This window comes from Rhizosphaericola mali (assembly GCF_004337365.2).
In the GTDB taxonomy this organism is placed as follows: Bacteria; Bacteroidota; Bacteroidia; order Chitinophagales; family Chitinophagaceae; genus Rhizosphaericola; species Rhizosphaericola mali.
Window position 1 is genome coordinate 2407553 of the sequence record NZ_CP044016.1, and the last position, 19513, is coordinate 2427065.

Below are 19513 nucleotides of genomic sequence, written 5' to 3' on the forward strand. Positions count from 1 at the left end.
AATAGTTAAAAATTAGACAAACTATAAAATTCTATAGTATTAAGTCCATAGAATCGTTCTTTCTCCTCAATGGAAAATGCATTGAAATATTGATCGACGATATTTACCACTTGCTCATAAGTTCCTCCAAGATTACAGACTGGCCAATCTGAGCCAAACATTAACCTATTTATTCCGAATGCATCTATCAAAACATCTAAATATGGATAAAAATCTTCCTTTTCCCATTTTTGCCAATCAGCCTCAGTTACTAACCCACTAACTTTACAATATACATTTGAATATTTTGAAAGGACTTTTATATTTTCACACCAAGAAGACATTTCACCATTTTTAATATTGGGTTTGGCTATGTGATCCAGTACAAATTTTTGATTTGGTAACTTTTTAACCATTTCAATAACAGAGGCTAATTGATCAGGAAAAATGAGTATATCATATGTAAAATTTCGCAATCCTAGTTTCTCTAAATTATGCAAAAACAAAGGATTTAAAATCAAATCACGTGGCTTTTTATCTTGCAATACATATCTAAAACCTTTCATATAGATACTATTATGATATTTTTCTAAATCTACACTTACATCTTTTTGGGTTAAATCTAACCAACCAACTACACCTTTTATAATCTCATTTTTTTGCATCAAATCGATTAAGAATTCATTTTCTTCCAGGGATTCTGATGCTTGAACAGCGACGCATCCCAAAATCTCATTTTTTTTTAAAATAGAAGACAATTCATCAGGAAGATAATCTCTTTGTAGTACGCTCATAGTATCATCTATCCAACTATCTCTTATAGGATCAAAATTCCAAAAATGTTGATGACTATCGATTTTTATCATACTATAATAACTATAAACTTGAATTATATGCAATTGCTGTTTGTGTAGAAGTTCCTAACCCTTCAATACCTAATTCTATCACATCTCCTGGTTGCAAATACACTTGAGGATTCATGCCCAAGCCAACACCAGACGGAGTTCCTGTTGAAATAATATCACCCGGGAGTAAAGTCATAAACTGACTCAAATATGCAACTACAGATTGTACATTGAAAATAAAATCTGAAGTAGTGCTATTTTGGACGGTACGACCATTCAATTTTAGCCAAAGATTCAAATTATTAGGATCTTTAATTTCATCCTTTGTAGCCAAATAAGGGCCTAATGGAGCAAAAGTATCACAACTTTTACCTTTTACCCACTGCCCTCCTCGTTCTAATTGGAATTCTCTTTCGCTATAATCATTGTGTAGTGCATATCCAGCAACATAGTCCAATGCATTGTCAACTTCAATATAGGATGCTTTTTTTCCAATTATTACAGCCAACTCAACTTCCCAATCTGTCTTTTTAGAGTTTTTGGGAATAACTACTTGATCATTTGGACCACAAAGAGAAGTAGTCGATTTGAAAAATATAATTGGCTCCTCTGGTATCTCAGCATTGGTTTCTTTTGCATGCAATGCATAGTTCAATCCAATACAAATAATCTTCGACGGACGTGCAATCGGACTACCCAGACGTATATCTGGAGATATTTCTACCAAACTATTTTTATTAAGTTCTATATATTGATGCAAACGTTCTATGCCGTTTGTCGCAAAGAATTTCTCATCATAATCTTCACCAAAATCTGCAGTACTATAACGTTTATCATTTATAATTACACCAGTCTGCTCTTCTTCAAACTTTCCAAATCTGATTAATTTCATTTCAGTAAATTGTTTCTTATTTTAACTATTTAATTTTAAAAAACCGCCATCGATCGGATAATCTGTCCCTGTAATAAAACTCGCTTCATCTGATACTAGATAAGCAATTAAATAAGCGATTTCATCAGGAGTCGCCATTCTACCGATTGGTTGCGTAGCCGATAGTTTTTCAAACATTTCCTTTTCTTTACCAGGATAGTTTTTTGCTAGAAAGCCATCCACAAAAGGAGTATGAACACGAGCTGGTGAAATACTATTGCAACGAATACCATCTTTAATATAATCTTTGGCGACTGACAGTGTCATTGCAAACACTGCACCTTTACTCATAGAATAGGCAAAACGATCATTGAGACCAACATGTGCAGCGATAGAGGCCATATTAATAATTACACCACCTCCATTTTTTTGCAATTTGGGTAAAGCTGCAAATAAACAATTGTATACGCCCTTAACATTCACATTATATACACGATCAAAATCAGCTTCACTAGTATTGGTAGCTTGACCAATATGAGATACTCCTGCACTATTAATTAAGATATCAATTTTTTCAATTTTAGAAAAGACCTCTATGACATTTGTTTGATTGGATACATCCGTTTTATAATAATGAGCGACTCCTCCTTCCAAAATAATTTCGTCTGCCGTAATTTTGGCAGCGGCATCATTAAAATCAAGAATAATTACGTGCGCCCCATTCTTGGCCAAATTCATTGCTACAGCTTTGCCAATACCACTTCCCGCGCCAGTAACAACTGCTATTTTGTTAATTAATTTCATTTTTCTATTTTGAATGTAAACTAAAAATTGATTTCAATTCGATCCATTTTTCGCCAGGTCTTGCCCAAGGTAGTGCTTGTTGATATTTCCACATTAAGCATTCCCACTCCTGAACTATTGGGTTATTAATATCATTCTCCGTTTTGATTTTTTCATCATATGTGCCAGAGATTTCCATAACCATAAAAAGTCGATTACCAGTTCTATAGATTTCCATATTATTTATGCCTGACGCAACAATACTATTCTTGATTTCAGGCCAAATATTTTCATGATACTTTTCATACTCTTGTATTAAATTTGGCTCATTAACTAAGTCTAAAGCAAAATATTTAATTGCCATAATTAATGCCCTCCTATTTTATTTTCACGAAGAGTGTAGTTTCTGTTTTTAATTGCAAATATCAAAACAATTAAAAAACAAAAAGCTGGCACAACATATCCCCATTGAAATATGCCTGTTTTATCCGAAATCCAACCTAACAATGGTGGTAATACTGCCCCACCAACAATAGACATTACAATAAGACTTGATACGGATTCTGTTTCATTTCCAGCACCTTGTATTCCTAAAGCAAATATTGTTGGATACATAATAGACATACAAAATGCGACCCCAATAATTGCAAATAATGTAGTAATACCTTGCCCAGTTACTATATAAATAGTGAGCAAAAAGGCTATAAGAGAAAAGTAAATTAATAATTTTGTTGCATTAAAAAATCTCATCAGAAATGTTCCAAAAAATCTACCTAACAGAAATGCTAAGCCAGCATATCCTGCGTATTTCGGAGCATTATCACTATTTATTTTTACAACTTCAGTTGCAAAGACTACAATAAAACTTAAAATACAAACTTGAGCACCTATATAAAAAAATTGTGCAGTTATGGCACTCTTTACATTCTTTATTTTTAATGCTTGAAAAATATTATTAGTATTCGAATTATTTTGATTGATTGAAGGTAATTTCACAAAATAAAAAACTGCTGCTAATATTAAAATTATGATACCCAATATAACATAAGGCATTTTTACTGTTGATGTTTCAGATTGAATATATAGTCTTCTAGCTGTATCAGATAATTTACTTAATTCTTCGGGAGTTATGACATGATTAGTTAATATAAATTTACCACCGATAATAGGTGCAAGAAATGCAGCCAAGCCATTAAAAGATTGGGCAAAATTTAATCGTTGTGGACCTTTTTCCGGATCTCCTAATACGGCAACATAGGGATTAGCAGCCGTTTCTAATGTAGTGAGACCACATGCAACAATAAACAATGCAGTCAGAAAAAATGGATAACTAATACTATTGGCAGCGGGAACAAATAAAAAACACCCGATTCCAAATAACAATAGTCCGGAAATAATTCCATTTTTATAACCAGCCTTCCTCATAATAATTCCAGCAGGTATTGCCATAAAAAAATAGGCGACATAAACCGAGGAATCGATAAAAGAAGATTGTAAATGGGATAAATTAAATGCGTTCCTTAGATGAGGAATTAAAATTGGATCTAAATTGTGAATAAAACCCCAGAAAAAAAATAATGAGGTTAATAAAGCAATCGATAATTTGTTTTTCGAATTCATAAAAACAACTAATTCATATTTCAAGTAAATCGTTAAGACTGTATGAATATAGTAATTTTTCTAAAATATAATCAAGAAAACATTTTAATAGAATTTAAAAGTTATACTTTAACAAATCGATAAGTATATTTTATTTTAAATCATTTAAATAATAATCTAAAATCTTAGTACGCATGATATAATCGTATTTAGCTGCCACAAGATTCATATTTGCTTGATCATAATTATTTTTAGTAAGAATATAATCTACAGTCGTAAGTACGCCATTTTCAAATTTTATAGTCGCTGCCTTTAGAGAGGTAGTATACTCATTTACTTGTTCAGCCAATTTTTTAAATCCATCAAACGAAAATTTCATATTGAAATAATCTCTCTCCACAGCTTGACGTAGCTGCACTCTTAATGTTTTAGAAGTATAATCTGCTTGCGCTTGATCTAATTTCGCTTGCTTAATTTTATTTTTTACTTGAAAACTATTAAAAATAGGAATATTCAAACCTAAAACAACAGAAGTATTAATGTTATTTTTCCATTGACTACCAAAAGAAATATTATGTGAAGCATAAGTAGATTGTGATTCATATACAGGATATTTCTCATTATTAATTAAGGCATAAGAGCCATTCGCAACATCAGACGTACTCAATAAAGTAGAAGTAGTTGCCACACTTGAGTAATTAGTATATGCGCCACCAGATAACACTAAAGACGGCATTCTTTGACTTTTTATATATTGAATATTCTTAAATGCACTAGCTAATCTTGCATCCGCAGCTTTTACAATCGCTAATTTAGAAGCTGCAGAGATATAAATATCCTCAATAGATGAGGGATATTCTTTGGGCGAAGTCATCATTGAAATATCTTCCAAATGAATTGCTGAGTCATAAGCGACATTCATAGTTTGTGCCAATGTCAATTTTGCATTTTCTAAAGCATTTTTTTGCTGCACAACCATTAATTCATTCTTAGAATATTGTCCTTTAATATCCGAAAGATCTCCCATACCCACAACACCATTATCAAATTTTACTTGCATTGTCCTTAACTGCTCAAGCGTTGTCTCCACTTGAGATTTTGCAATAATTAATTGTTCATTAGACGCCAAAACAGAAAGATAATCTAATATTATCTGAAAGGTAAGATTATCCTTTGCTTGTTGTAATTCTAGTTCTGAAGCTTTATAATCTAAAGCACATTTTTTAATATAATTTTGAATACTAGATCCATTCCATAGTGTTAAACTAGTCGTCACATTATAATTACCCGAATTGAACGACTGATTCACATAGGAATTCGTATAAATATTAATACTACGTCCATTATATAAAGAATGTCCCAAATAGGCATTTAAACTTGGAAAAACATTTGATTTCGCTTGTTCTAATCCGATTTTGGAAGAGGAGGCCAAATAGGATTTAGTCGTTACGTCTGGATTATTTTTTATCGCGATATCAATACAATTATCCAAACTATAAATATGATTTTTCATTAAAGAATCCTGCGCTTTCAATTGCACAAAACTCATTAAGAAAATAAAAGCAGAAACTATAATTTTTTTATACATTTTGGCTATTAATTTTCAATTCGTCCATCTAAAAGTTGTATAGTTTTATTGGCGTAGGCCGCATTTTTTTCTGAATGAGTCACTTGAATAATTGTAACGCCATCTTCATTCAACTTTTTGAAAATCTCCATAATCTCCTCTCCTTGTTTAGAACTAAGATTCCCAGTTGGTTCATCTGCCAATATGAGTTTAGGATTAGTGATTAATGCCCGCGCGATTCCTACCAACTGTTGTTGGCCACCTGACAATTGTGAAGGGAATAGATCTTTTTTTCCAACGATATTGAATCGATCTAAAATATCCGCAACAAGTGATTGACGCTCTGCACGCTTGATATTATGATATAGTAAAGGCGTTTCAATATTTTCGTAAACGGTCAATTCGTCAATCAAATGATACGCTTGAAATACAAAACCTATATTTTCCTTGAAAATGGCTTGGCGTTGCTTTTCTTTCCAACTATACATTTCTTCTCCCATAAAACTATAACTTCCTTCATCAGGCAAATCCAACATTCCTAAAATATTCAACAGCGTAGACTTTCCAGAACCAGATGGACCCATGATAGAAATAAAATCACCTTGTTGAATTTCGAGATGGATATCTTTTAGTAAAAAAATACGATTTCCGCCTTGCTGTACCCATTTGAATATATTCTTAAGTTGTATCATTTTAGTATTTTGAAAATAGTTATTCTACAATGATACCAAAATAACAAACGACTGAAAATCAAACAATTAAAATTATTCTCAAAAATAAAAAATGTTCATTTCCGTACACTTTTAGTACAAAAACGAACATTTCACTATAGATAATGAGCTGTTATAAAATAACAAATCTCAATTTTTAAATCGAAGGTTTTGAATCCATTTAATAGCGGCAACCATTGGTTGTTTTGAATTTGAAAAAGCAGTATTGTGTCCTAATGACGGGAATAATAAATATTCATAGTGCTTATTTTTCTTTTTAAGCGAATTGAGATGCTCGATTGATAGCTGCACTGGCACTTGAATATCTTTTCCTCCGAAAATCCATAGACCAAAAATATTTAATTGCGATAGGGATTTGCAAGGATCCGTATCTACAAAATTATATTTATCCGCATCATTAAATATATGCTGACGAACCTCAGTCTCAGTATGCTCATTCCAAAAATTAAGATTTCCATTTGTATAAAATTGAAATCTTAATTGTTTGCGAGCGGTTATAAGTGGACCACTAAAAATAACAACAAATCGTACTTGCTTATTTTTTTGAGCAATTAATGGGATAATAAATCCAGCTTGACTACAACCGAGCAATCCAACATTAAAACAGGTTCTATTTATATATTTTTTTAAAGTGTCTATTGCAATGCTTCCATCAGAAGCCAGCAAATGTAGATTTGCAGAATCAATATTATTCGTTCCAACTTCAGGACCTGCGTAAATGCCACCAGATCGTCCGACACCTCGTTTATCATAGGTTAATACGGCAATTCCTTCGTTAGCCAAAAGTGTTGCAAAATCTGTCATTCTTTTTTCTTGACCAGATCCATGAATCAGCACAACAGCGGCATAATATTTCTTTGGAATAAATATTGATCCCGATAAAGTATCATCTTGATTCACAATTTGTATATCTTTTATAGTTATATCGGTAGATTGACCAAATACTGCACCATGAAGAAAAATGGAAAATAGTATAAATAATATAATTTTAGAATAAGGTTTCATGTATCTATTTTTTAGTACTCTAGACTTAGACGATTATTCTATTAAATAGGTTACCTTATTCAGATCGTAGATTGTTTACAGGATTTACCTTTACAGCAGTCAACACTTTCGAACTGATAGCCAAAACAGCAATGGCAATCGCAATGAAAACACCTACTATAAACATACTGGGAGTAATACTTGTTCGATAATCAAATGGAGCCAACCAATCTCGTATCAAAATGATCGAAATCGGAATTGAAACTATGAGTGAGAAAACAATCAACCATAAAAATTCTTTTACAAATTGATTCCATAATACGAAAACTGAGGCACCTAGCACTTTTCGGATACCGATTTCTTTACGTTTTTGTTCGACTGCGTAAGAAGACAAACCAAACAATCCAAGTACGGCAATAAATATAGCCAAAATAGAAAATATACTGATAAATTTAGCATTGCGTTCAATCTCTATAAATGCTTGTTGGTACGAGGTATCGACAAATAACAAATTGGGTGCACCCGAACTATAATCTTTGGTAATCTTAGTTATCTGTTGCAATACAGAAGTCGTCGACGGACCATATTTCAACCGCATCGTAATATACGTACCCTCCCCTTTATCCAAAAAGAAAACACTAGGTTCTATTTTTCCGAAAGGACTATTCATCATGGGATTTTTGACGATACCTATAATTGTGTAATCCACGTCCTGAAAACGAATACGATGACCTATCTGCGCCTCTTTTCCAATATAATTAGCCGCGGCAACATTTAGAATAATAGCAGCACTATCACTCGGATGATTTACACCAAAATTACGTCCCTTGACAAATTGCCACCCAACAGTATTAGCAAAATCTGGCGAAACATCCGTTGTACCAAAAATAGCATTAGAATTATCACGTCCACCATCCCAATTAAATCCACCACGTCCAACTCGTACTTGAAATACTGGCGCAGTCGCAATCGCAACATTTTCCACACTGTTACTACTCAATAATGCAGTTCTATAAGCAGAAAAATGTTTTACTAAAGAAGTATCTTTTGTATTGAAATATACTAACCTATTGGTATCGTAACCTAACGGTCGGTCTTTTACATAGTTGATCTGACGCCAAACTAGAATCGTCATAAAAATCAAAACAGTGGCAATAAAAAATTGACAGACAATCAAGGATTTTCTTAAATAATTTTTTCTATCAATTGATAGTTGTCCTTTTAAAACTTTAGCAGGTTGAAAAGAAGACAAATAAAAAGCCGGATACAAACCGCCTAACATACCAACAAGCAATAAAACCAACAAATACAATCCTATGAATTGAAGGATTGGAAAATCTAATACCAAACTACTTGCAGTAAGTTTTCTGAAAATAGGTAATCCTGCGAGAGCCAATATTAATGCAATCATTCCAGAGATAAGAACAAACAAAAAAGACTCTACTAAAAACTGATAAACCAAAGAGGAACGTCCAGCGCCTATTGCTTTTCTAACACCAACTTCTATCGATCGACTCGCATTTTGTGCAGTTGCTAGATTTACAAAATTGGTTATTGCTAAAAGTAAAACGCCAATACCTATGGCGATAAACAATCGTACCGTATCTATCAGACCACCTGTATTTTTACCATTTTTAAATTCATTATGCAAATACCAGCGAGACATCGGGTAGATAAATACTTCAGGTTTTATGTCCGTTTCGTGTGGTGCCGCAATATCCTTAATCTTAGCTGATATTTGGTCAAATGTATTGGTGGGATTCGTTCGTACGAACAAGGAAAAATAATTAAGGTTCCACATTTGTAACAACCTTTCTTTATCATATGGTAAAGAACTATAAAAAATATCAATCGGTGCGATATATAGTATATTATTATAAAAAGAAGTTTGCGTAGAAAAATTTTCAAAAACGCCAGCTACAGACAAAATATCTTTTCCATTCAAGGTTATTGGTTTACCAATTGGATCATCCATCCCGAATAGACTTTTGGCTAAAGAAGCCGCAATCAGAATATCCTTCTCACCTATTACGGAATTACCATTTAACATTTTCGGTTGAAAGATCTTTATGAAATCCTTCTCTGCAAATACACCATTTCCTTCGATCTTTATTTGTTTATTTGCTAAAACATTCATTGATGGATGTGTCGCCAATGCTACATTTTGGAAATAGTTGCCATACTGAGTCCTTAATGTACTTGCAAACGGAGGCGAACAGATCGGATCCGTTTGTTTATCTCCACTATAAGTTCCGGTCACCATTACTTGACCAATTGTACTATATTTTTCGAAATCCTTATTAAACTGAAACGCATCCCAAGTCCACAATGCAATAATCAATACTACAGCCAAACCAAACGACAAACCGATAATATTGAGTAACGCATATTGCTTGTTACGAATAAGATTTCGAAAAGCTATTTGGATGTAATTTTTAAACATGACTATTGTATTTTATTCTGAGCGAAGACTGTTTACAGGATTGGTGATAGCAGATTTCCATGTTTGAACAGCCACAGTACTAACAGCTACTAATATTATCAAAAGACCAGCCGAAGCAAATATCCACCATTCCAAATGAATCCTATAGGCATAATTATTTAACCAATTCTTCAATAATACATACCCAATTGGAGATGCAAGCATTATTGCAATTATCAACAATTTTAAATATTCAAATGAAAACAACTTCACAATAGATAAATTCGAGCCACCCAATACCTTTCTAATACCGATTTCTTTAGTTCGTTGCACTAATGATTGCACCACCAAACCAAAAACTCCCATAGTTGCTAATACTATACTCAAAATACTAAAGTAAATAAATACTTTTTGTAGTGTACTCTCTACCTTATACTGTGCGTCTAATAAATTACTTACTTCTCTAATCTCTATAGGTTTATTGGGGAAAAAATGAAGCCAAACAGAATGAATATATTTTTCTGCGTTCCGTTGATGGCCCGGTTTTACACGTATTAATAAACCTCCGACTTTTATATCTCGGTCTGCAATAATAAAAAGTGGTTGCATTGTTTTTTTCAGAGATTCGTTATTTATATCTCCTACAATTCCGACTGGAGTTGTGCCTAATTTTGTAAGTGATTTTCCTAACTGAGTTATATCTAATTTATTTGCAGTATACCCAGTAATGAGGGAGGATTGTTGACGACTCTTTTGCATATATCCCGCAGAATCCATACCCATTAAGGAGTCATAGGCAACTATATCCATAGAATAATCCCGACTTAACAACCTGCCTTTTTGTAGTTTCAATCCTAATGTCTTGGCTAGATCTATATCACCTTTGATATAATTTATTGTGATATTATTTTGAGGATTATTGGGATCCGCCACTTCATTTGACATAAAACCTGCGCCATAAGAAGGCAACCAAGATGTTAAGGCAACACTTTCAACGTTAGGATTCTGCAATAGTTGATTTTTAAGTGCATCTGCATGATTACCAAAGGATGTAAAGTCTATGGCTAGTAGATTATTTTTATCAAACCCTAAGGATTTATTTTTCAAAAAACTGGATTGTTTCCATATCACAATCAAGGAAATTAGAACTAATATCGATAATGAAAACTGAACAATAACTAAGCTTTTACTTACAAATGTCTGTAGCGAAAATTTGCCAGAAATCACCCTATCATTCTTTATAATTGAATAATTAATTTTGGATAAAGCCCAAGCTGGATATGCACCTATTAAAATACTAATTATAAATATTATAAAAATTGCACTTGCAAATAGATACCATTGAGAAAAAAATGTAATCTGCATCGACCGCCCCATCAAATTTCCTAAATAAGGTAAAGACATTACATATATTATAAAGGCTAGCAATAAGGATACTGAAAAATATAATAGTGATTCTGTAATGAAAACATATGCGATTTGTCTTTTTTGAGCACCTAATATCCGGCGCACGCCCATTTCTTTTAGTCTTTTAGTGGCTTTAGCCATTCCGAGGTTTATATAGTTGACAGCAGCAATGACTAATATTAGTCCCGCAATTAATGAAAAAATTACAATACTTTGATAACTGCCTTTAGGTGTATTGGAATTGGAGAATTCAGAATGTAAATAAATATCTTTAAGTGGCTGCAATTCTATTTGATATGGATTTTTAACCTTAACAAAATTGCGGTACCATAAATTAAATTTATTTGTAAATGTCAGAGGATTACTTCCTGCGTGTAATAAGACAAAGTGCTGAACGAAAGTACCCGACTGATTATTTTGCAACACACCATTATAGGGTAAATTTATTTGTATAATATCTGCATGAAAAATACTATTTTGTGGCGAATTATCAACTACGCCTGTTATAATTCTTGGATGATCTTTATCCTCATATGCATCTACACCATATATAATTTTTCCAATAACATTCTGATTTGGAAAATAGGTATCTTTAAACTTTTTAGAGATAATCACATTTGGCATATTGTCGTCAATCAAAAATTTCTTTGGATTACCTTCAAGCACTTGAAAATTTAATAAATGCCACATCGTGGTATCAGCGTCTAATACATTGACATTGATCGCATCACTTGTATTTTCTGATAATTTTAATTGACGCTTTGAAGTAATGATCCTTGATACACTACTCACCTCAGGATATTTTTGAAATTCGTTCTCCAAACCTACGAAAGAAACGTCCATTTTGTTATACATTCCTTCTCCCATTTTATTTATAGTATTCACCCTATAAATATTATCCGATTTTTTCCAACTGCGATCAAATGAAAGATCATTTAACACTATAGTTAATAAAAACAAACAAGTCGTTAATGCCACAGTCAGACCAATAATATTAATGAAGGAAAAAACCTTATCTCGTTGAAAACTACGAAAAGCAATTTGGATGTAATTTTTAAACATGACTATTCTATTTTATTCTGAGCGAAGACTGTTTACAGGATTAGCTGTTGCTGATCGATATACCTGAAAACTCATTATAATTGAACTTACAAATATTAATATCAAACCCACAAAAGCAAAAATCTCCCAATTTAAATCAATTTTATAAGCAAAAAAATCCAACCATTTACTAGAAAGCCACCATGCAATAGGAAAGGCAATAAACATTGAGACTATGATTAAACTCAAAAAAGCATATGACAATAAGCTAATTATACGTAAGGCACTTGCTCCAAATACCTTTCTAATTCCAATTTCTTTGACCCTTTGTTCGGCAATAAATACAATCATTCCGAATAGCCCCATAAAAGCAATAAGAATCACTGCACAGCTAAACAGTAACATTAAATTAGATATTTTTATATCATTTTTGTAAAGCATTTGAAATGACTGATTCATAAACAAATAGTCTAATGGTTCTCCTGGGATAGACTTTTTGAATATTGAATTAATTCTATCCATTGCTTGACTTACTTTCCCTGGAAAAATTTTCACATAAAAATCTGTCCGACCATCATCATCACTATTACAGATTGCCATTGCACCAATTTTATCATGTAAGGACTTAAAGGCATAATCTTTAATAACTCCAATAATATGTCCAGTATCTCCTTGCGACTTTGCAAAAAGACTACCTATAGGGTTAACAATTGCCATTTGCTTTACCGCAGTTTCATTCAGTACAAAATTACCTTTATCTCGATCACCATCTTGAAACCATCGACCTGCAACAATTTGAAAATTAAAAATATCTTTAGCTTCTGACGATACATAAAGACGAGTTATTGGAAACTTTAGTGAAGTATCCTTTCCTTGCCAATAATATCCTTGAACTCCAGATGAATTCATGGATCCTTCTGGAGCCGTATTCAATAGGGCAACTTTGTCTATAGAATTATCTTTTAATAATTGATTTTTGAAGTACTGGCAAAAATCAATTATTTGTTTTGAGTTATAATTCATTTTCCTCACTACAGAATATGGTAGACTAAAGGTAACCACTTGAGATCGATTATACTGAGTAGTTGTATTTTGTGCCAATTTCATTTGTTTAAAAATGACGATCGTACCAATTATAAAAACAATAGAAACGACAAATTGAAATACCACTAAACATTTTCTAAAAAAGACATTTTTCCATTTTAGTAACGTATGTCCTTGCAAAAAATCAAGCGGTTTAAAATAGGTAATAGTTAACGCTGGCAATACCCCATTAAGAAAAGTAACTAGCAATAAAGTAATCAATGACAATAGACCAAATAAAAAATAATGTTGCGAAAATTGAAAATTAATTTCAGTTATAGTATCAAAAATTGGCAAAGAAATACTTATCAAAAGTAGTGAAAGTATTAAAGCGAATACGCACATCAAAAATGATTCTATCAAAAATTGCCAAAATATTTGATTTTTAGAACTACCTATAATTTTTCGAATACTGACTTCTTTTGTTCTCACATTAATCTTCGCAACCGTAAAATTGACATAATTAATGCTTCCCATGATTAATAACACAATCGAAAGTATCCCAAATATCCAAACTGCAAGATGACTACCACGCTTAAATGCAGGATCAAATGAATCTATGTCAAAATGTAATTCATTTAAAGGCTGTAATACAACATCCGCATCAATTTTATTAAATCCATTTTGTATGGTACAAGATATGGCATTTTGAAATTTTGTAACATTCGTATTTGGAAATAACCTAACAAATGTGCGGAAATTGGAATTATTCCAATCATTCTCATAAGGATTTTGATTCCTTTTATTTTTTTGAGAAGTACTAGCAATAAGCGCTTTAAATTGAAAACTAGAATTACTAGGGTTATCCTGAACTACCGCTTTTACTTGGAATGGAACAGAATCCATCATTACAAATCGTCCCAAACTATGATTATTACCGAATAACTTCTTTGCCTCAGATGCTGTTAAGACCAAAGAATAGGGATCTGTATCCCAATTCTTTACAGAACCTTCTAATACTTTATAATTAAAAATTTTAAACCAATTGCTATCGACAATAGCAATATTGTAATCTTTAAAAGCATTACCATTTATAACTTCAACCTTTCGTGCAGTATTTAATCTTGTGACTAAGTCCACATAAGGATTATTTTGAAGTATATTTCCGACAGGGTATATTGTTAAAGGATTAAGACCTTCGAAACCTGTATATTTAACTTCCGTGAGATAAATATTATTCGCCTTATCATGGTAATTATCAAAACTTAGTTCATTTTGTACCCAAAGTAGAATGAGGATAAATGACGTAAACGAAATGGACAACCCAAAAAGGCTGACTATAGTTGTAGTAATATTTCGTTTTATATTACGAAAAGCGGCAACAAAAAAATGCTTTATCATAAGATAATTTTTAAAATTGCTATTGTATTTTATTCTGAGCGAAGACTGTTTACAGGATTGGCGACAGCAGCCTTTAAAGCATTAAATCCGATAGTACCAAAAGCGATTACCATCACAAAAAAAGCAGCACCTAAGAAAACCAACGAGCTAATATTTGTCTTGTAGGCAAAATCACTTAACCATTGCGTCATCACCCAATAAGCTAAAGGAGTAGAAATGATAACCGCAATCAGTACGAGCCTTAAAAAATCTTTACTAACCATTTTAATAATATTTCCAACACTAGCACCGAGAACTTTTCTAACACCAATCTCTTTTGTTTTGATTTGTGCTGTGTACGTTGCCAAGCCAAACAATCCTAGACAGGAAATAAAAATTGCAATACATGCAAAAATGGCGAACAATATTCCTGTCTGTTGTTGAGATTGGTAATGTGCATCAAATGTTTTATCAATAAAATTGTAAATAAACGGCGCATTGTCTCTATCAAACCTTTTGAATTGATTTTCTACAGTTTGGATGGCATTGCGCGCGTCTGCACCAGTTGTACGCACATAAAGTACATTTTTAAAGTCCCTAGACCTGATCACCAATGGAGCAATCGGTTCTTTTAAAGATTTAAAATTAAAATCTTTCACGACTCCAGCTATCTCTCCTTCCAAATTGTCATAACCTATTTTCGTACCGACATAAGGAGGTTTTAATCCCATTTTTTGGACTGCTGTTTCATTTAAAATGTACTTATACTCATCAGACGGACTTCCAGAAAAATTACTTCCATAAACTAATTTATATTTCATCGTCGGAATAAAATTTTTATCTGCATATACACGCCAAAGCATAAAGGGCGTACTATCTTTTTTACCTGCCCAAACTATATCACCAGACACATCACTCACATTTGTAATATCTTTGGTATAGGTAAATGAAGCATTTAAAATACTCTTTTGCGAAAGCAAATTATTTACGATAGCATCTGCATTTTTAGAGGCTTCATCAGGAAAGGTTACCGTAAATACATAACTTTTATCATAGCCAAGATCTTTATTTCTGATAAAAGACATTTGTTTGGACATGATGATTGTACCCACCAATAAAAGAAAAGAAACACCAAATTGGAGCGTTACGAGTACCTTCCGGAAAGTTGCTTTATTTAATCCCAAAACTCTTTTTTCCCTTAATAAACTTAGCGGCTTGAACGATGACAATATCAAGGCAGGATAAATACTTGATATTAAGAAAGTAACTAAAATAGCAAAGAAAAGAATCTCGACAGTAGAGAAATCAAGTAAAGAAAATGATAATTGTTCCCCTGTAACCTTATCATATAAAGGTTTGAGTAAAATAATTAAAACTATAGAAATAGTAATTGCAAATAAAAATGTCAAAAGAGTTTCTATGACAAACTGCAAAAACAATTGCCCTTTCTTTGCACCGACTATTTTTCGGATACTGACATTTTTCACCTGTGTCATGGATCGTGCAGTCGATAGATTAATGTAATTGATACCAGCTATAATCAAAATAAATATAGCGACAAGCCCCATAATCTTGACCATTTGTAAAGCTGTCGTATTTCCATCTATTCGAATAAGATGTTCATCTTTCAGACTTTGTAATTGGAATTTTGTTGGACTTTGTTCATTTTTAGCATTTTTAAATAATTGATGAAACTGTAAAGTCAATTTATCAGCAACTATAGAAGGACTTACTCCAGACTGAAGTAAAAGAAAGGTTCTAAAGCTATAATCATCTACATCATCATCAATAGTATTCCACTGATTATTTCCCCCTCTATCCGTAAATCTTTTTGCATAATAAAATAATGAAAATATAGCATCATACTTTAGTGAAGAATTACTAGGAAAATCTTTTATAATAGCACTTACTGTAAAATTTTGTTTATCAAATAGCAATGTTTTCCCAAGCGCATCCACCGAACCAAAAAGTTTCTTTGCCGTTGATTGCGTAATAACAACAGAATTAATATTTGACAATACTGCATGAGAATTTCCTTCTAATATTTCATAATCGAAAACATGAAAGAAATTGGTATCGGCATATACAATTTTATTATTATCAAAAACTTTAGTCCCTGTACTATTAGACAATAAAGAATTATCCTTATCCTCCTGCTCTGCCAATCTCACATAGGACAATACCTCGGGAATATTCTTTGAAAGAATGGATACAGGTGCAGGCGCACCTTGCCACGGAAAAGAGGTATTTCCGGTATAGATATGCGCATTTATTTCATAAATATTTTCATATTTTTTATTAAATCGATCGTAGCTCAATTGATTCTGTACCCAAAGTAACAACATAATGCTAGTTGCAATACCTACTGCTAATCCTACTATATTGAGAATGCTGTAAAATTTATTAGCTTTCAAACTGCGCCATGCGGTTCTTAAATAATGTATAAACATAATAATCATTTATTTATCAAGGAAATATTTATTCTGACCTCAAACTTTTAACAGGATTGGCAACAGCGGCTTTGATACCATAATAGCTCACAGAAACAATCGTTATCACTATAGTCAATATGCCACAACATCCAAAAATCCACCAAGTCAAACCAATCTTATATTCATATTGCATCAGCCATCTGCTCATAAAACCATACCCTAATGGAATTGATATCAAACTAGCAATCATAACTAACAAGAAAAACTCCTTCGAAAGCATTATCCAAATGTCCAATATCGTAGCACCCAAAACCTTACGTACCCCGATTTCCTTAGTTTTCTGTTCAGCAACAAATCCTGTCAATCCTAACAAACCTAAAGCACACAAGAACACAGCCAACAAAGAAAATGTAAGTGCCAAATTGCCTAATCTTTTTGTCATTTGAAATTTAGACGCAAAATCCTGATCAACGAAAGTGTAGTTAAAAGGAGCATTAGGAATATATTGTTTAAATTCTTTTTCTATTATGGATAGTGATTCTTTGGCACTTTTGTTTGGATTCAAACGCATGTGCATGAAATTCACATTATTTTGATCCAAAAAATAAATGGAATGCTGCACATTGGAAAAAGGTGAAGATGTAATTAAATTTTTGGTTACGCCGATTATAGTTAGATTCTTACCGTCATATTTAAGCGTTTTACCTACAGGATCTTTAAAACCAATATATTTGGCCGCTGCTTCATTTATCACAACACTGAGCGAATCGCCAGGATGAGAACGAGAAAAATCACGTCCCTCTACTAATTGCCAATCGATCAGATGACCAAATTCGTGTGAAACCCAATTCATACAGAAATCCATATTTTTATTGGGGCCTTTTCCATCCCAATCAAATCCATTACTAGTGGAATAAACCTCTGTAAGCGGAGAAGAAGATTCTGCCATTTCTACAATAGCACCCGATCTTTTCAGGTCATTTCTAAAAAGATCATATTTACCATAAAACTCCGGCGTTTGCATACTAAAAGAGAGCAATCCATTTTGATTATAGCCTATTGGTCTATTTTGTGCATGTTTGATTTGAAGAAAAACAACTAAAGTTCCGATAATCAACACCGTCGAAATCGTTAATTGAAATACTACTAAAATCTTTCTAGGCAAAGTTGCCGATTTTCCTAGTCGATGTCCACCCTTTAACACTTTGACCGGTTTGAAAGAGGATAAAAACAACGCTGGATAACTTCCCGCCAGAAAAGATGTCATAACTATAAATAGAAATATTCCTAACCAAAATATAGAAGCATGCCAAGGAATGGACAAATCCTTGCCTGTGAGCATGTTGAAAAATGGCATTACTACTATCAATAAAATAAAACTTACTATAAATGCCAATACTACAGATAAGAATGATTCCAAATAAAAAAGACGAACCAACTGTTTTTTGGAAGATCCCAATGTTTTACGAATACCAACTTCTTTCGCTCTTTTCTCTGACCGTGCTGTACTAAGATTCATAAAATTGATACATGCCAATAACAATACAAATACACCTATAATTCCAAACAACCATACATAGTCAATCTGTCCACCAACTTGTTTTCCATTAACAAAATGATTTCTGAGATACCAATCCTTCATTGGCAATGCAAAAATGACAGGTTTGAACGAACGCATGTCTTTTGCATGTCTATATTTAATATCATTGATTTTCTTTGAAACTTGTTCGGCAGTTGTATTTGCGGCTAGTTTGGCCAATACTTGAAAAGAATTATTATCCCAAACTTGATGATCTCGTGAATATCTAACCCAAGCTTGATCTTGAACAAACAACTCATATGGCGCAATAAATTGCAACACGTCATAAGTACTGTTCTTAGGAAAATCTTTATATACACCGCCAATTTTTACAGGAGTTTTAGCGTCCATAGTTAGCATTTTTCCAACTACATCAGCCGTTCCAAATATCGCTTTAGCTGTACTCTCAGAAAGTAAGATTGAATTAGGATCGTTAAGACTACCATATTTTCCCGACAACATATCTAAAGATAACATACAATCCACATCGGGCCCCATAAAGTTGCCAGTAAAATTGATATTCTTTTTCCCAAAAGACAATATGTGATCTCCGTTCCAAGATGCAGGCACTATATATTCGAAACTACTTCCAAACTCATTCTTCAACGCTTCGGCAAGAGGAAAAGGTTGAGATTCTTGTGTATAAGTAGTCCCATCAACCGTTTGATTTTGTTCTATCTTGACAATCGTATCATAGTTCTTAAAATTCTTATTATAACTTAATTCGCTAAGAATCCAAATGCTGATAGCAAACAAAACTAATAGTCCAATGGCTAAGCCTCCAATATTAATAATAGCGGAAACCGGATTTCTAGTAATATTCCGCCAAGCTGTTTTTAAATAGTTTTTGAACATAATCAATGATTAAAA

At 32.6% G+C, this 19513-nt stretch carries 13 protein-coding genes; all 13 read right to left on the minus strand.

Annotated elements, in window-relative coordinates; translation table 11 throughout:
• Positions 1-5 precede the first annotated feature (5 nt).
• Entirely contained in the window at positions 6-845 is an 840-nt protein-coding gene (locus E0W69_RS10535; protein WP_131330021.1) for an amidohydrolase family protein, read from the minus strand.
• A 10-nt stretch (positions 846-855) separates the two neighbouring features.
• Positions 856-1716, minus strand: coding sequence for a fumarylacetoacetate hydrolase family protein (locus tag E0W69_RS10540; protein WP_131330022.1), 861 nt, complete (start codon positions 1714-1716; stop codon positions 856-858).
• Positions 1717-1737: 21 nt separating this feature from the next.
• Positions 1738-2499 carry an SDR family NAD(P)-dependent oxidoreductase gene (locus E0W69_RS10545; RefSeq protein ID WP_131330023.1) on the minus strand — a complete coding sequence of 254 codons (762 nt, stop codon included), beginning with the start codon at positions 2497-2499 and terminating at the stop codon, positions 1738-1740.
• A gap of 4 nt (positions 2500-2503) precedes the next feature.
• A complete protein-coding gene (locus tag E0W69_RS10550; RefSeq protein ID WP_131330024.1) occupies positions 2504-2842 on the minus strand; it encodes an L-rhamnose mutarotase in 339 nt (112 codons plus the stop codon).
• Between the two features lie 2 nt (positions 2843-2844).
• Positions 2845-4098, minus strand: coding sequence for an L-fucose:H+ symporter permease (gene fucP / locus E0W69_RS10555; protein WP_131330025.1), 1254 nt, complete (start codon positions 4096-4098; stop codon positions 2845-2847).
• 130 nt (positions 4099-4228) lie between these two features.
• Positions 4229-5665 carry a TolC family protein gene (locus tag E0W69_RS10560; protein ID WP_131330026.1) on the minus strand — a complete coding sequence of 479 codons (1437 nt, stop codon included), beginning with the start codon at positions 5663-5665 and terminating at the stop codon, positions 4229-4231.
• Positions 5666-5673: 8 nt separating this feature from the next.
• Complete coding sequence (locus E0W69_RS10565; protein WP_131330027.1) at positions 5674-6336, minus strand: ABC transporter ATP-binding protein; 663 nt, start codon at positions 6334-6336, stop codon at positions 5674-5676.
• Positions 6337-6504: 168 nt separating this feature from the next.
• A complete protein-coding gene (locus E0W69_RS10570) occupies positions 6505-7380 on the minus strand; it encodes an alpha/beta hydrolase family protein (protein WP_131330028.1) in 876 nt (291 codons plus the stop codon).
• 55 nt (positions 7381-7435) lie between these two features.
• Positions 7436-9802 carry an ABC transporter permease gene (locus E0W69_RS10575; protein WP_131330029.1) on the minus strand — a complete coding sequence of 789 codons (2367 nt, stop codon included), beginning with the start codon at positions 9800-9802 and terminating at the stop codon, positions 7436-7438.
• Positions 9803-9814: 12 nt separating this feature from the next.
• Entirely contained in the window at positions 9815-12250 is a 2436-nt protein-coding gene (locus E0W69_RS10580; RefSeq protein WP_131330030.1) for an ABC transporter permease, read from the minus strand.
• Between the two features lie 12 nt (positions 12251-12262).
• Positions 12263-14653, minus strand: coding sequence for an ABC transporter permease (locus E0W69_RS10585; protein ID WP_131330031.1), 2391 nt, complete (start codon positions 14651-14653; stop codon positions 12263-12265).
• Between the two features lie 29 nt (positions 14654-14682).
• Positions 14683-17082, minus strand: coding sequence for an ABC transporter permease (locus tag E0W69_RS10590; RefSeq protein ID WP_191967815.1), 2400 nt, complete (start codon positions 17080-17082; stop codon positions 14683-14685).
• 28 nt (positions 17083-17110) lie between these two features.
• A complete protein-coding gene (locus E0W69_RS10595; RefSeq protein WP_131330033.1) occupies positions 17111-19498 on the minus strand; it encodes an ABC transporter permease in 2388 nt (795 codons plus the stop codon).
• Between the last annotated feature and the right edge of the window lie 15 nt (positions 19499-19513).